The organism is Candidatus Synechococcus spongiarum SH4 (genome assembly GCF_000586015.1).
Taxonomy (GTDB): Bacteria; Cyanobacteriota; Cyanobacteriia; order PCC-6307; family Cyanobiaceae; genus Synechococcus_B; species Synechococcus_B spongiarum_F.
Map to the genome: position 1 here is coordinate 1 of NZ_JENA01000016.1, position 14,247 is coordinate 14,247.

Below are 14,247 nucleotides of genomic sequence, written 5' to 3' on the forward strand. Positions count from 1 at the left end.
GGTGGGTGCCATTGACGAGGAGGGCATGGCCCGCACCGCCGAGAAGAAGCTGGCCATTGCCCAGCGGGCCTACCGGGATGCCTTGACCTACGGTCTCCCCCCGCGGGAGTTGTTCTTCGACCCCCTGGCGCTGCCCATCTCCACCGGCGTGGAGGAGGACCGTCGCAACGGGGCCGCCACCTTGGAGGCCATTGGCCGGATTCGCCAACAGATGCCGGAGGCGCATGTGGTGCTGGGCATTTCCAACGTGAGCTTCGGCCTCTCGCCCGCAACCCGCATGGCGCTCAATTCCGTCTTCCTCCATGACTGCTGTGCAGCGGGATTGGATGCTGCCATTGTTTCCCCGATCAAGATTCTTCCTCTGAACAAGATCAGCCAGGAACAACAAAACGTCTGCCGGGATCTGATCCACGACCGGCGCCGCTTCAGCGGCGATGTATGCACCTATGACCCCCTCACGGCCCTCACGGAAATGTTTGCCGGGGTGAGCGGACAGGCTGCCCGGGTCGCAGGACCAAGCCTGGCGGATTTGCCGGTGGAGGAGCGCCTGAAGCAGCACATCATTGACGGGGAACGCCTCAATCTGGAGGATTCCCTGCAACTGGCGTTGCAGACAATGCCGCCATTGGAGATTGTCAATCGCTTTCTCCTGGATGGGATGAAAGTTGTGGGTACACTCTTTGGCTCCGGGCAGATGCAATTGCCTTTTGTGCTCCAATCCGCCCAAACCATGAAGGCTGCTGTGGCCTATCTGGAACCCCACATGGAAAAAACCGACGGGCAGAACCAGTCCCGGGGCAAAGTGTTGATCGCCACCGTCAAGGGAGACGTTCATGATATTGGTAAAAATCTCGTTGATATCATTCTCACCAACAACGGCTATGAAGTGATTAACCTGGGCATCAAACAGGACGTGACCGCCATTATCAATGCCCACCAGGAACACCAGGCGGATTGCATCTGCATGAGTGGCTTGCTGGTGAAGTCAACGGCTTTCATGAAAGACAATCTGGCGGCATTCAACGATGCCGGTATTCAGGTGCCGGTGATTCTGGGGGGCGCAGCCCTCACCCCCCGGTTTGTCCATCGGGATTGCCGTGCGGTGTACCAAGGCCAGGTGATCTACGGCAAGGATGCCTTCACCGATCTGCGCTTCATGGATGCCTACCTGAAAGCCCGTGCGGCGCACCGCTGGGATCATCGGCAAGGATTTCTGGACGGCATCCCGCCAGGGGTGGGCCTGGTCGCTGAAGATGCCACTGCCCAGCCCCCCCAGGACACGCCGCCATCAGGGGCCACCGCCAACGGGAACGCCACTGCGGAACCCACTGCGGCAGCCTCTACGGACCGTTCCGAGGCGGTTCCGGAAGAACCTGCGGTGCAGCCGCCGTTCCGGGGCGCCCGCCTGCTCCATAGCCACCAGATTCCCCTGGAGGAGGTGGCGGGCTACCTGGATCGCCAAGCCCTGTTCGTGGGCCAGTGGCAACTGCGCCGCGGCAAGGACCAATCCAAGGAGGACCATGAGGCCCTGTTGCGCACCACTGCAGAACCCACGTTGGACCACTGGCTGGAGCGCTGCCGCCAGGAACGTCTGCTCCAACCGGCCACGGCCTACGGCTACTTCCCCTGTGGTCGCCGGGGCAACAGTGTGCAGGTGTTTGCCCCCCAGGGGCGGGAGCGGCTGGGGGAGTTCGTGTTTCCCCGCCAACGCTCCGGGAACCGCTACTGCATTGCGGACTTCTACCGGGATCTGGCCAACGACCAGCCGACGGACGTGTTGCCCATGCAGGCGGTCACCATGGGGGAGCAGGCCAGCCTGTTTGCCCAGGAACTCTTCCAGAGCCATGCCTACAGCGACTACCTCTACTTCCATGGCCTGGCGGTGCAAATGGCGGAGGCCCTGGCGGAATGGATCCATGCCCACATCCGCCGGGCCTGTGGTTTCAGTGAGCAGGAACCGAGGGTTCTGCGGGACGTGCTGGCCCAACGCTATCGGGGCAGCCGTTACTCCTTTGGCTATCCGGCCTGCCCCAACGTGGCCGACTCCCGCCAACAACTGGCCTGGCTCGGCGCCGAGGCCATTGGTCTGACCATGGACAGCAGCGATCAACTCCAGCCGGAACAGAGCACCACCGCCCTGGTGGCCCTCCACTCCAAGGCCCGCTACTTCAGTGCTTAGTTTAGTGTCCCAGAGATCATTTTACAAAGACGTTTGGTCTTCGCCAGGCTGGATTCGGCAGTAGCTACCCACATACAAGGTCTGGCCTGAGCGTTGTAGTGCTCCACAAAACCATGGATTTTGCAGGTGAGTTCTCCCAGGTTATGGAAAGAACCGCGTCGAATGGCTTTCTGGGTCATGCTGACAAACCAGCGTTCCACTTAATTGATCCATGAAGCCTAGGTGGGTGTGAAATGCACATGGAACCTGGACCGCAGCACCAGCCACTCCTTCACGTTGGTGTATTTATGAGTACAGTAGTTATCAATGATGAGATGAATATCCAAAGTGTTGGGTACATTCCTTTCAACGTGTTAAAGAAAGGAGATAAACTCCTGGCGGCGGTGGCGGCGCTTGCACTGCGGCAGCACTTTCCCGGTGGCGCCATCCAAGGCGGCAAACAATGTCGTGGCGCCGTTACGAAAGTTTCATGGGTCACACCTTTCACATAGCCCAGGCCCAACGGCAGCATCGGTTGGTTCCTCTTCAATGCCTGGATTTGTGTCTTCTCGTTTCGGCAGATGCACAACGGCATGATCCGGCGGCCTCAGGTATAGACTTATGATATCATGCATCTTATCCACAAAGTCTGGAACCATCGATGCATGGTGGACTTGCAAATACCCGTGTGGCCAGCCAAGGCGCGGACGCTCCAATGGCTAGCGTTGGTTGGCGGACCCTGTAAGGCTGTATTGAGCACTTCGGCAACACGCTCGTCACCATGGATGCGGTCGTCCAGGGCGCTGTTCGTCGTGCAGTCCTGCAACGCCCTGGTCGTAATAGTGACGGCGCCATTTGCCAACCGTGACATGGCTAACGCAAAGTCGCCTGGCGATCACCACATGGGGGGCTCCTGCAGCGCAGGCCAGAACCATTTGCGCCCGCTGCGCCAAGCCGGGCGGTAATGTGCGGGAATGAGCGATGGACAGTAGGTCCTCTGTCTCTTCCCCATTCAGACTGATGGGGATTGCAGGCCGACCATCCCGTGACATAGCCGGACTCCTTGCATAGACTCACCTCTATCCTAATAAGACAGATTCGCCCGCATTCGGTGATAAAGCAGGAACCCACTTGAAGGAGGTGGCATTTGCCAATCCGAGAAGGAATCCCGGCCCTCTCGGAGCGGGGTGGAAATCAAGCAGCCAGGGACCGGCCCACGTCCTGAAGCGCCCATGGGCGCTGGGCTGTGAAATGCACTTCTCTCTCTGCCTCCTAATGGAGTCCCGCTTTTGCGGGGATGACGAAGAAGGCAGGGGGAGCTGTAACTGCCCGATTCCTTATCCAGAACTCGGGTTGACGAGCGGAAAGGGGCGGTGGCTCACCCTTGCCCTGCTCCTCCCATCAGTCCAACACCCTCTCCTCCTGTCGGTTATGCAGAGTTCTTTCCTGCTCTGTCCATGGCAATATTGCCCATAATTCGGTCAGCACTGAACTGGCTATCTCGCAAGCGTTCAGCCCACTGACGTCCTTTGTGCAGTGTGTCCCAAGGAGATCGTCTCTGGTTTTGTCGGCCGCTCCCTGGGTCATGGTTGCCAAAACCATCAACAACAGAGTTCCATAGCGGACGGTAGATCGCAATCAAAACCTGCTCCGTGAGGCCAATCCACACAGGATCGAGAATCAGCCAACGGCAACGGAAGTCGCTCAAGCTCAAGTTAGTGACGGTTTCTAGCGAGGCTGCGTGTTCACGGAGCCTTCCATGCAGGATGGGTAATTGGCGAGGGTGGCCCCCACGGCCCTGTCTGCGTCCACGGGGTTCCGCTTTTCCGACATAGATTGGTTCTTCGTCTGCCATGTTGGCATAGGGCGGGAAATTACCTTGATCGTGGATTGTACTGGCGGGAATCATTCACGGGGAAGTCGTTCACAATGGTGACCGTTGCGGCAGATGATCCAGAAGCAATGCCGCTTCCGGGCGTGATGGGCCGTCTTCCAGCGATCAGAAACCATCGGTCCATTTCTGATCTTGATGATCAGGTCGCACACAGTAAAACCAGCTTCATCGGCCATGCGCATGAAATCGCAGTGGGCCCACCGGGACCGGTGGTTGTTGACCATGTCGGTAATCTTCGCCAGCAACAGGCCTTCCGGCTTGAGGACGCGCTTGGCTTCCTTCAGGAACGGTGGGTATAGATAGCTCAGGGTCCAGTTTTCAGACGGGCCACAGGGCATGGTGGTGCCAAAGTCCACGTCGAACCGCTTGCAACTTTTGTCTCGACCCTGCGGTCCCACATGGGGCGGGTCGTAGACAACAACGCCAAACGAGGCATCTTCGACGCCCACCATGTTGCGATTGTCAGCTACAATCATCGGCTTGTATTGTGGATCGATATCCATGGACACAACCTGCCGCCTTGAACTGCGCCAGAAGCGGCCTGCGTTGTAGGTGGCATCCAGTATCGGCTCTACGGGAATGGAAGGATAGAAGCGAAGCATCTCTTCAAGAAGCTCTGCGTCACTGCCTTCCCACACACTGCTGATGGGGGTGTAGAGCCCATCCTGCGCCGCTGCCGACACCAAGACCGCAGGCTGATCGGCACCGTGATCGGCGATCAACTCCCCATGGACGAGTTGTTTGCCGACCATGCCCCTCAATGCCGGCTCTCCCGCTTGGGCAGCCAGCCTTCCTTGGGCAGGGGCTCGGTGCCGTAGGTCCAGTCGTCGTAATCGGGATCGTTGCGGATGCGCTGATGCTCCTGGCTCTGCACGTCAAAGTTGTGGGGCTGGGAGGCCTGTTCAGGGGACTGCTGTGGGCGTTGGCTCATGACGGCCGATGGTTGGCTGCCGCCACTCTACAGAACTCTTTCAGACATTGAAAAGAAACTCCATCACGTCCCCTTCGGCCACTACGTAGTCCCGGCCTTCACTGCGTAGCCAGCCCCGGGATCTGGCCTCCGCCATGGAGCCGGCCTCCAGCAGTTGCCGCCAGCCAATGGTCTGGGCGCGGATGAAGCCCCGTTCAAAATCGGTGTGGATCACGCCAGCGGCCTGGGGGGCCTTCATGCCGGCCCGGATGGTCCAGGCCCGGGTTTCCTTGGGACCCGTGGTGAAATACGTGCGCAATCCCAGCAGGTGATACGTGGCCCGGATCAGGCTCTCCAGCCCCCCCTCCCGAACCCCCAGGCTGTCGAGGTAGTCCTGTCGCTCCCGGGGGTCAAGCTCCACCAGTTCCGCCTCCACCTGGGCGGAGACCCGTAGTGTTGCCGCCGCTTCCCTGTGGGCCAGTTCAGCAATGCTCAGCGCCATGGCGTTGCCGTCGGACAGGTGATGTTCCGCCACGTTGGCGGCATAGACGACGGGCTTGCGGGTCAGCAAACCCAGGGGTTGAATCAGCCGCTCTTCCTCGGGGGAGAGGGGGACCGTGCGGGCGGCGGCGCCGGTATCCAGCACCTGGGCAAGGCGCTCCAGCACTTCATCCTCCCGGCGGGCCTCCGGGCTGGTGCGCCGTTGCCGCTGCAGCCGTTGGCGGCGCCTGTCAATCTGGGCGGCATCCGCCAGGGCCAGTTCCAGGTTGATCACCTCCACGTCTCGACCGGGATCCACGGAGCCGGACACATGGATCACGTCATCATCCAGGAAGCAGCGCACCACGTGGACAATGGCATCCACCTGGCGAATGTTGGCCAGGAACTGATTGCCCAGACCCTCCCCCTGGCTGGCGCCCGCCACCAGGCCGGCAATGTCCACCACTTCCAGGCGTGTGGGCGCCAGGTTTCGGGAGCGGGACAGATCCGCCAGGGGCTGAAGGCGCGGATCCGGCACAGCCGCCACCCCCACGTTGGGTTCAATGGTGCAGAAGGGGAAATTGGCGGCCTGAGCCTGGATCTGGCGCACCAGGGCGTTGAACAGGGTGGACTTGCCCACGTTGGGCAGACCAACAATTCCGGCGCGAAGCATGAGCGGGGAAGAAGATCCTGTCTAGGATGGGGAGCGACATACATCTTCCCATCGGCCATGCTCGTTGCCGCCTTGCTGGACATTGTGGTGGTAAAAACCCTCAGCATTTTTTCCCTGCTGCTGTTGGTGCGGGTTCTGCTGAGCTGGTTCCCCACTTTGCCCTGGGAGAATCCCGTGCTGGCAACCCTGGCTTCCGTCACGGACCCCTACCTCAACCTGTTCCGCGGTCTGATTCCCCTCATCGGGGGACTGGATATTTCCCCAATCCTGGCGTTCCTGTCCCTGAGTCTGGTGAGCACTCTGCTGCGGGCCCTTTCCGATCCACTGCTGGCAAACGCAAGCTACGCAAGGTACATGGTTGGCTGATGTCCAAGGGCTGGCCGGCCTGGAACGTCGCGGCGTCCAGGGTGGTTTCTGCTGCAGTGCTAGGTTCATGGGGCCGTGGCTACGGTCCTGCCGCCGGTCAAGCCCAGCAACATTGTCTGCGTCACCCATGCACCAGCAGTTGCGCTCCTCCATTCCCGCCGGGGTAGCCGTTCCCTTGCTCCTGCCCCCCACTCCCCCTTGTGCCGTGGGTGGCGGGGACGGTGTATCAGCCCACTTGCCGATCAGGACAGGATGACGGCGCCGCAAGGACCTTCCAACGGCCAACGGCGCAGGGAGTGCATCAATCGACGCACGAAAATCGTTGCCACCATTGGCCCGGCAACGGATAGCGCCCAGAGCATTCAAAAGCTGATCCAGGCTGGAGCCACAACGTTTCGGCTGAACTTTTCCCACGGCAGCCATGGGGACCATGCCCTGCGGGTGGCCACCATTCGCCAGGTGGCCCATCAGATGAGCCAGAACATTGGCATCCTTGGGGATCTGCAAGGCCCCAAGATTCGCCTGGGGCGTTTTGAAGGCGGTCCCATTCGCCTGGCCAAGGGGGATCGTTTTCAACTCACCTCCAGGCCCGTGCCCTGCGGCCAGACCATTGCCCAGGTCACCTATAACGCTCTGGCGGAAGAAGTGACGGTGGGAGCACGCATCCTGCTGGATGACGGCAAGGTGGAAATGCGGGTCGTCGCCGTGGATCCCGAGGACCAGACCCTCCACTGCCGGGTGGTGGTGGGTGGAATGCTCTCCAACAACAAGGGGGTCAACTTCCCCGATGTGCAACTCTCCGTCAGCGCCTTGACGGACAAAGACCGCACGGATCTGCGCTTTGCGCTGCAGCAGGGGGTGGACTGGATCGCTTTGAGCTTTGTGCGCAACCCCGAAGACATGGTGGCGGTGAAGGAGTTAATCCGCCGCCATGGCTATGGCACCCCGGTGGTGGCCAAGATCGAGAAGTTTGAAGCCATCAGCCGCATTGACGAGATCCTGCCCCTCTGCGACGGGGTCATGGTCGCCCGGGGCGACCTCGGGGTGGAAATCCCCCCGGAAGACGTGCCGTTGTTGCAAAAGGAACTGATCCGCAAAGCCAATGGTCTGGGAATCCCCATCATCACCGCCACCCAGATGCTGGACAGCATGGCCACCAACCCCCGCCCCACCCGGGCCGAGGTGAGTGACGTGGCCAATGCCATTCTGGACGGCACCGACGCGGTGATGCTCTCCAACGAGACCGCCGTTGGGCAATATCCGGGCGAGGCTGTGGAGACCATGGCCACCATCGCCAGGCGAATCGAGCAGAACTATCCCCAGCCCCGCTTCACGGGCAATTGCCAGCAAACCATTCCCAACAGCATCAGCCAGGCGGTGAGCACCATTGCCAGCCAACTGGAGGCTGCCGCCATTGTGCCCTTGACCCAGAGCGGGGCCACGGCGCGGAACGTGAGCAAATTCCGTCCGATCACCCCCATTCTGGCCGTCACCAGTCAGGTGCGGGTGGCGCGGCAGTTGCAACTGGTGTGGGGGGTCTATCCCCTCCTTGTGGATACCCAGTCCTCGGGCAGCCGCACCTTCACCTTGGCGCTGGGGATTGCCCGGGAGCAGGGCCTGTTGCAGGAAGGAGACCTGGTGGTGCAGACCGCAGGCACCCTGGCGGGAGTCAGCGGATCCACCGACCTGATTCGCGTGGGCATTGTGGCCGCGGTGCTGGGGAGGGGGTTGGGCCTGGGCGGCGGCTCCGTCACGGCCCGGGCCCGGGTGGCCCATTCTCCCCAGGAGGCCCGCCATCTGGAGCCCGGCGAGGTGTTGGTGGTGAGTGAAACCTCTGCGGCGTACATGGACGTCATTCGGCGCGCCGGGGGCATCCTTACGGAACTGGGGGGCGGCAAAGCCACGCTGCGGTCATCGGCCAGCGGCTGCGCATCCCCGTCATTGTGGGTGTGGCAGGGGCCACCCGGGCTGTGCGTCAAGGGGAGGTGATTACCCTGGACACTCCCCATGGTCTGGTGAAAAGCGGCAGCAGTGATCTGATGGAGATCCACTCCTAGCCCGGAAAAGCGGCCACGGCCTCAGGCCATGGCTGGGGATCGATGGCCCCTGCCCCTGTGCAGACCACGGCGCCACAGGCGCTGGCAAAGGCCATGACCTGGGCAACGGCTTCCCCGGAGGAGTGTTGCAACAACTGGGGCTGGCGCACCAACTGGTGCAACAATCCTGCCAGAAAGGCATCTCCCGCACCGGTGCTGTCCACCACGGAAACCGGATAGGCGGGCCGCTGCCCACGACAGCCCCCCATCCACCAGGCCACCCCGTCCCCACCGGCGGTCACCACCACCGCGGGCCGCTGGGGCAACACCAGAGAAATGGCCTGGGGATCCCGCTGCCCGAACAGCCACTCGGCCTCCTCAACCGCCAGCTTCAGCAGGCATACCCGCTCCAGCAAGGGGGCAATCCGTTGCCGGGCCATGGATTCACTACAGGGCCAGAAGGTGGGCCGCCAGTTCACGTCCAGCGCCAAGCGCGCCTGCCGGGCCTCGGCCAAGGCCATGGCCTGCTCCAGGGCCGCCGCTGCGGTGGGGCTGGCCAGAGGAATGGTGCCGAACAGTAGCCAGCGGGCGGACTGGAACAGGGAGGGTGGAATCCGGTCCTTGGCGAAGGCCGTATCGGCAAAGCCGGCGCCGGTATCCCCCAGGAAGCCCCCGAAACTCCGTTCGCCGTCGGGCTGTCGTTGCACCAGCACAATCCGGGAAGGGCGCTGTTTGTCCCATTGCAAGCCTTGCTGGTCCACCCCCCGCTCCTGAAACAACCGGGCAAAGGCTGCGCCAACGCCATCCCGCCCCAGCCGCCCCAGAAAGCCGGTTGACGCGCCCAACCGGGCCAGTCCGCAACACACGTTGGCAGGGGCGCCCCCCAGGTAATCCTCTCCCCCGTCAGCCGGATCTCCCCCCGGTGGACCCAGACGATCCACCAGCGCCTCCCCGCAGCAAATCACGTCGGGCATTTCCCTTGCTCAACTGGATTCAGCCTGCAACAGCCGTGGCGGATCCAGCAAGCCGCCCAGGTAAGCTGACGCATCCAGCAACAGGCTTCCCCCGGTCACCATGGAGAAGCCAAAGAATGCAAGGCCCTGGAATTCATCTACGGGCCACCACAGGGACGATTCCTTCTCTCCCGTGTCGGTTGTAACGGTGCAGGCTGCATTGGTCTTCGGAATTGTGGAGACGGGCTATTGAAATGAAGCGTCTTTATGTCCGCCCGGCATACAGAAAACATGGGCTGGGTAAAAGGCTGGTGGAAGCAGCCGTCTCCATGGCGCAGGAGATGGGCGGTCCGCCGTCCGTCTGCATACGCTCCCCGCCATGGCAGTCGCCAAGCGCCTTTACCGCTCCATGGGTTTTGTGTCCACGGCTGCAGTCATCAACAGTGCTTGCCGCGAAGACCTGTTGATGGAACTGCAACTCAAATGAGGGGCGCCCTTGGGTCCGGATCTATTGGTGAGTTTGATCCTATTGATGTTGCCAGAAATTCCTCAACACCATTTCCAGGAAAACCATTGTCAACAGGACAATCTCACCTTTCAATTGTCAAATTCGGACATGGCCCGTGATCCATCTGTTCTGACATGGGCGGCGCACCTGCTAGCGTTTGAGACCTTCAGCCTCTCACCATGGCGGAAACCACCCCCTACAGCCAGTATTCCCCCGCCCAGAAGGTGAGAGCCCTGGTGAAAGGCATCCAGGGCCATAGGCGCTGGAATGAAGCCCTCGCCAAGGCGCCGGACCAGGAGACCATGCTTGATTTGCTCCAACAGGCATCGGACAAAATCGGCCTGGGCCTGAGCCGGCAGGAGTTGGCTGAGACGCCGCCGTTGCGCGATTGGCTCTGGTTCAAGAAAAACAGCCCCCTCTTCACCATTGGCAATCAGGAGTTTGGCCCCTACTGAATAACCTGGTGAATCAATACTTGTGGACAATGTTTGCTCCTGGATGAAAAGCCTGTGATCTTGAAATCCGGCCGTGAAGATATTTTTAAGGATCAGGTAACCCAGCTTAACATTGGTATTTCCAGCGGGATCCATGGTGCATGCCACTGCTGTGGTCGGGTTGGGACGCTCCGGCGCCAGCGCTGCCCGCCTCCTTTCCGCCCAGGGGCACACAGTGTGGCTCCTGGAACGGCGTCGGACCCCTCAACTGCACAGCACAGCCATGGCATTGCGTCAGGAGGGCTTGCACGTGCAACTCGATTGCGCTTTGACGTTCCTGGAGCAACTGAACCCCCGGGCTGTGGTGCTCAGCCCCGGTGTGGGGTGGGCGGAGCCCGTCCTGGTTCAATTGCGCCGCCGGGGTGTTCCGGTCCATGGGGAAACGGAACTGGCCTGGCAAACCATGACCAGCGCCCCCTGGATTGGCGTTACCGGCACCAACGGCAAGACCACCATCACCGCCATGGTGAGCCATCTGCTGCAGCAGGCCGGCCGGGACGCCCCCATTTGCGGCAACAGTGGCGCAACCGCCACCGAACTGGCCCTGGAGCGCCATAGGGGGCGCCGTCCTGACTGGGTGGTGGCGGAGTTGAGCAGCTTCCAGATTGAGGCCTCCCCCACCATTGCCCCCCACATCGGCATCTGGAGCACCCTGACCCCCGACCACCTGGACCGCCACGGTAGTTTTGCCGCCTATGGCGCCATCAAGGCGGGCCTGGCGACCCGCAGCGCCATCCCCGTGCTCAACGGCGACGATCCGGAAATCTGGCGCCGCCGCAACCGCTGGCCCGCGGCCCGCTGGATCACCTGTCGCAGTGGGGCGGCATTGCAGCCCCACCGGCAGGCTGCCCTGTCCATCGAGGAGGGCGTGGTCACCGGCCCCACCGGCCCCCTCTTCAGCGCCAACGTCCTGTCCCTGCCTGGTCAACACAACCGCGTCAACATGCTGTTGGCCACGGCGGCCGCCCTGGAAACCGGCCTGGAGCCCGGTCGGATCGCTGCCGGACTGCGCTCGTTTCCCGGGGTGCCCCACCGACTGGAAACCATCGCCCGCCGCCAGGGGGTCACCTACATCAACGACAGTAAGGCCACCAACTACGACGCGGCCCGCACGGCCCTGGCGGCCCTGGATGGTCCCCTGGTGCTCCTGGCGGGGGGACGGGCCAAGCAGGGGGACGCCCATGGCTGGCTGCAGGCCATTGCCGCCAAGGCCGCTGCCGTGATTTGCTACGGGGAAGCGGGAGACGGCTTTGCCGCCCAGGTGCAACAGACGTGTCCCCAGGTTGTGTGCCAACGGCTGCCGGACCTGGGGGAGGCGGTTCCCCGCAGCCATGCCCTGGCCCTGGAGCAGGGGGTCCCAACGGTGCTCCTCTCTCCAGCCTGCGCCAGCTTTGACCAATACCCCGACTTTGAGGCTCGGGGAGAGCATTTTCGCGCGCTGGTGCAGGCATTGGGTGAGGCAACGCCCCGGGCGAATCCCGAACCCCCCGGGGAGATCCTTGAAGAACTGCAAAAGCCTTGCCCCTGAACGGGGGATTTGCGCCTTCCATCTGTCAGGCTGCTGGGGGCCTTTAAGAGGGCCACTCCCCGATGATCCGTGGCACGATTCCGATGAAGCGTCTTGGTACTTGGCTGTTGGCGGCAGTGATGACCATTGGGCTGCTGGGCGCCATGGCGCCGAAGACCGCCGTGGCTATTGAGTTGCGCAATGCCGCTGATGCCAAATTGGCGGAGCAGAAAAAGGGCTTGGTGGATTTGAACAACGCTTCTGTGCGGCGCTTCCAGCAGTTCCCCGGCATGTATCCCACCCTGGCGGGCAAAATCGTTGTTGGCGGCCCCTATGAGAACGTTGACGACGTGCTCAACCTGGACCTGACCCAGCGGCAGCAGGAGTTGTTCGAGAAGTACAAGGGCAATTTCACTGTGACGGACCCTGAACTGGCGCTGAACGTGGGCTTTGACCGCATCAACGATGGTCAATACCGCTAGGGGCGGCAACAGGCCTTGGCGGTAGGGGCCCGGATCCTGCGGGCCGATGAAGTCTGATTGCCCCATCTTTGACCGGGTGTGGGACGTGACGGTGGTGGGCAGCGGCGCTGCCGGCCTCATGGCCTGCCTGGAATTGCCGGCCGATCTCAACATCCTGCTGCTCACAAAGGATTCCCGCGCCCGCTCCGCCAGCCGCTGGGCCCAGGGGGGCATTGCCGCGGCGCTGGGTCCGGATGATTCCACGGAGGCCCACTTCCACGACACCCTGGCGGCGGGCGCCGGTCTTTGCGAACCCCCTGCCGTGCGACTGCTGGTGGAACAGGCGCCCCGCTGTGTGGAGCGGCTCCTGTCTTTGGGGGTGCGGTTTGACCGTCAGGGGGGGCAGTTGAGCCGCACCATCGAAGCGGCCCACAGCCAGCGGCGGGTGCTCCACGCGGCGGATCAAACCGGTCGGGCCATTGTGGAGGTGCTCCAGGCCAGGGTGCGGGAGCGTCCCCGGCTGCACCAGCACAACGACGCCGTGGTATTGCAACTCTGGCGGGAAGGCCGGCGCTGTTGTGGCTTGCAGCTCATGGCGGCCGGGATGATCGGCTGGCTGCGGGCCGGGGCCGTGGTGCTGGCCAGTGGCGGCGGCTGCCGCCTGTTTGCCCAGACCACCAACCCCCCTCTCGCCAGCGGGGACGGGGTGGTGATGGCCTACCGGGCCGGCGCCGTGGTGCGGGATCTGGAGTTTGTGCAGTTTCACCCCACGGCCCTGATGATTCCGGGAGCGCCCCACTTCCTCATCAGTGAGGCGGCCCGGGGGGAAGGGGCTGTCCTCAACAGCTTGGACGGCAGTGATCCGGTGGCTGCCGTGGGGGGCGGCAACCTGGCCAGCCGCGACGAGGTGAGCCGGGCCGTTGCCCGCCACATGGTGCGCCGCGGCGACACCCATGTGTGGCTTGACCTGCGCCCCATTGGCCGGGAGCGCCTGCTGCGGCAATTCCCCTCCATCCTGAAACGCTGCCGCGCCTGGGGCATTGACCCCCTCACCATGCCTGTCCCCGTGGCCCCCGCTGCCCACTACTGGATGGGCGGAGTGGAGACCGATCTCCGGACCCGCACCACGGTGCCGGGGCTCTACGCCCTGGGGGAAGTGGCCAGCAGCGGAGTACACGGCGCCAATCGCCTGGCCAGCAATTCCCTGATGGAATGCCTGGTCTGCGCCCACCAGTTGGGTCAGGGGGCTTTGGATCTGGACCCGGGATCCCAAGCTGTTCCTGCCCGCCGTCCAGGGGCGCCGATTGCGGTGACCAGCCGGTCCATGGTGACGGCACAGGAGATGGGCCGCCGGATTCGGCATCTCTGCTGGACCGTGGCCGGGGTCAATCGCCAGGAGGGGGCCATGGCCATGGCCCAACAGCAACTCCAGGTACTGGCCCATGGGTTGGACCACAGGCCGGAACTGGCCTGGCTCAAGACCAGCGCCCCCGGTGATCGTCATCCCGTCCTGCCCCAGGCCATGGGACTTCTGCGCCGTTGGGTGGAGGTGGAACACCTGTGCGCCATGGGGCTGTTGTTGTTGGAGGCGGCCCGCTTCCGCCGGGAAAGCCGGGGTGGTCATCACCGCCTGGATCACCCGGCTCAACAGCCCTTCTGGCGCCGCCACAGCCGCCAGCAACAGGGCCGGGCCATCAGCAGCGCTCCTGTGGACTGTGGGCCTTGAAGACCGACCGTTGGGAGCGCTTGTTGGTTAGAGCGCCTTGGCGAACCCCCTGCTCACCGGGCCGCCAGCAGGTTTTCCAAC

General features: G+C 62.8%; 11 protein-coding genes and 3 pseudogenes. 8 read left to right on the forward strand and 6 right to left on the reverse strand.

What is annotated here, in order from left to right:
• On the forward strand, positions 1-2,179 hold a 2,179-nt coding region (locus BG35_RS0101670; protein ID WP_025781415.1), incomplete at its 5' end, for a vitamin B12 dependent-methionine synthase activation domain-containing protein.
• On the opposite strand, the pseudogene BG35_RS14030 reads toward BG35_RS0101670, so the two are convergent.
• The 5 genes and pseudogenes from BG35_RS14030 to ychF all read right to left on the reverse strand — a co-directional run bounded on the left by BG35_RS14030 (position 2,176) and on the right by ychF (position 6,115).
• Positions 2,176-3,210, reverse strand: a pseudogene (locus BG35_RS14030) (IS630 family transposase). The gene BG35_RS0101670 and the pseudogene BG35_RS14030 overlap by 4 nt on opposite strands.
• Before the next feature lie 377 nt (positions 3,211-3,587).
• Positions 3,588-4,067, reverse strand: a complete 480-nt coding sequence (locus BG35_RS14035) for an Eco29kI family restriction endonuclease (RefSeq protein ID WP_080687971.1) — start codon at positions 4,065-4,067, stop codon at positions 3,588-3,590.
• Positions 4,064-4,804: a hypothetical protein gene (locus BG35_RS0101685; protein WP_025781416.1), complete on the reverse strand. Its 741-nt coding sequence runs from the start codon at positions 4,802-4,804 to the stop codon at positions 4,064-4,066. The genes BG35_RS14035 and BG35_RS0101685 overlap by 4 nt, the downstream gene beginning before the upstream one ends.
• 5 nt (positions 4,805-4,809) lie before the next feature.
• Positions 4,810-4,983, reverse strand: coding sequence for a hypothetical protein (locus BG35_RS13300; RefSeq protein WP_173399721.1), 174 nt, complete (start codon positions 4,981-4,983; stop codon positions 4,810-4,812).
• 40 nt (positions 4,984-5,023) lie between these two features.
• A complete protein-coding gene (gene ychF, locus BG35_RS0101695; RefSeq protein ID WP_025781417.1) occupies positions 5,024-6,115 on the reverse strand; it encodes a redox-regulated ATPase YchF in 1,092 nt (363 codons plus the stop codon).
• 57 nt (positions 6,116-6,172) lie between these two features.
• Here ychF and BG35_RS0101700 point away from each other — a divergent pair, with 57 nt between their 5' ends.
• A complete protein-coding gene (locus tag BG35_RS0101700; RefSeq protein ID WP_025781418.1) occupies positions 6,173-6,481 on the forward strand; it encodes a YggT family protein in 309 nt (102 codons plus the stop codon).
• Between the two features lie 252 nt (positions 6,482-6,733).
• Positions 6,734-8,538 (forward strand): annotated as a pseudogene (gene pyk / locus BG35_RS09820) (pyruvate kinase).
• On the opposite strand, the gene BG35_RS0101710 reads toward pyk, so the two are convergent.
• On the reverse strand, positions 8,535-9,491 hold the full coding sequence (locus BG35_RS0101710; protein WP_025781419.1) for a carbohydrate kinase family protein: 957 nt from the start codon (positions 9,489-9,491) through the stop codon (positions 8,535-8,537). The pseudogene pyk and the gene BG35_RS0101710 sit on opposite strands and share 4 nt — an antisense overlap.
• A 233-nt stretch (positions 9,492-9,724) precedes the next feature.
• On the opposite strand from BG35_RS0101710, the pseudogene BG35_RS14040 reads away from it, so the two are divergent.
• From BG35_RS14040 to nadB, 5 genes and pseudogenes are all read left to right on the forward strand, one after another.
• A pseudogene (locus BG35_RS14040) lies at positions 9,725-9,805 on the forward strand (GNAT family N-acetyltransferase); the annotation flags it as partial.
• Between the two features lie 352 nt (positions 9,806-10,157).
• Entirely contained in the window at positions 10,158-10,433 is a 276-nt protein-coding gene (locus BG35_RS0101725) for a hypothetical protein (RefSeq protein WP_025781420.1), read from the forward strand.
• 133 nt (positions 10,434-10,566) lie between these two features.
• Positions 10,567-12,000 (forward strand): UDP-N-acetylmuramoyl-L-alanine--D-glutamate ligase, encoded by a 1,434-nt coding sequence (gene murD / locus BG35_RS0101730; protein ID WP_025781421.1) that lies wholly within the window; start codon positions 10,567-10,569, stop codon positions 11,998-12,000.
• 83 nt (positions 12,001-12,083) lie between these two features.
• Entirely contained in the window at positions 12,084-12,461 is a 378-nt protein-coding gene (gene psbU, locus BG35_RS0101735) for a photosystem II complex extrinsic protein PsbU (protein WP_025781422.1), read from the forward strand.
• Between the two features lie 46 nt (positions 12,462-12,507).
• Positions 12,508-14,166 (forward strand): L-aspartate oxidase, encoded by a 1,659-nt coding sequence (nadB, locus tag BG35_RS0101740; protein ID WP_034416494.1) that lies wholly within the window; start codon positions 12,508-12,510, stop codon positions 14,164-14,166.
• The last annotated feature ends 81 nt before the right edge of the window (positions 14,167-14,247 follow it).

Coding starts and splice junctions, on each gene's coding strand:
- BG35_RS14035 (WP_080687971.1), bottom strand. CDS start 4,067: ATGATTCCCGCCAGTACAATCCACGATCAAGGTAATTTCCCGCCCTAT.
- BG35_RS0101685 (WP_025781416.1), bottom strand. CDS start 4,804: ATGGTCGGCAAACAACTCGTCCATGGGGAGTTGATCGCCGATCACGGT.
- BG35_RS13300 (WP_173399721.1), bottom strand. CDS start 4,983: ATGAGCCAACGCCCACAGCAGTCCCCTGAACAGGCCTCCCAGCCCCAC.
- ychF (WP_025781417.1), bottom strand. CDS start 6,115: ATGCTTCGCGCCGGAATTGTTGGTCTGCCCAACGTGGGCAAGTCCACC.
- BG35_RS0101700 (WP_025781418.1), top strand. CDS start 6,173: ATGCTCGTTGCCGCCTTGCTGGACATTGTGGTGGTAAAAACCCTCAGC.
- BG35_RS0101710 (WP_025781419.1), bottom strand. CDS start 9,491: ATGCCCGACGTGATTTGCTGCGGGGAGGCGCTGGTGGATCGTCTGGGT.
- BG35_RS0101725 (WP_025781420.1), top strand. CDS start 10,158: ATGGCGGAAACCACCCCCTACAGCCAGTATTCCCCCGCCCAGAAGGTG.
- murD (WP_025781421.1), top strand. CDS start 10,567: ATGGTGCATGCCACTGCTGTGGTCGGGTTGGGACGCTCCGGCGCCAGC.
- psbU (WP_025781422.1), top strand. CDS start 12,084: ATGAAGCGTCTTGGTACTTGGCTGTTGGCGGCAGTGATGACCATTGGG.
- nadB (WP_034416494.1), top strand. CDS start 12,508: ATGAAGTCTGATTGCCCCATCTTTGACCGGGTGTGGGACGTGACGGTG.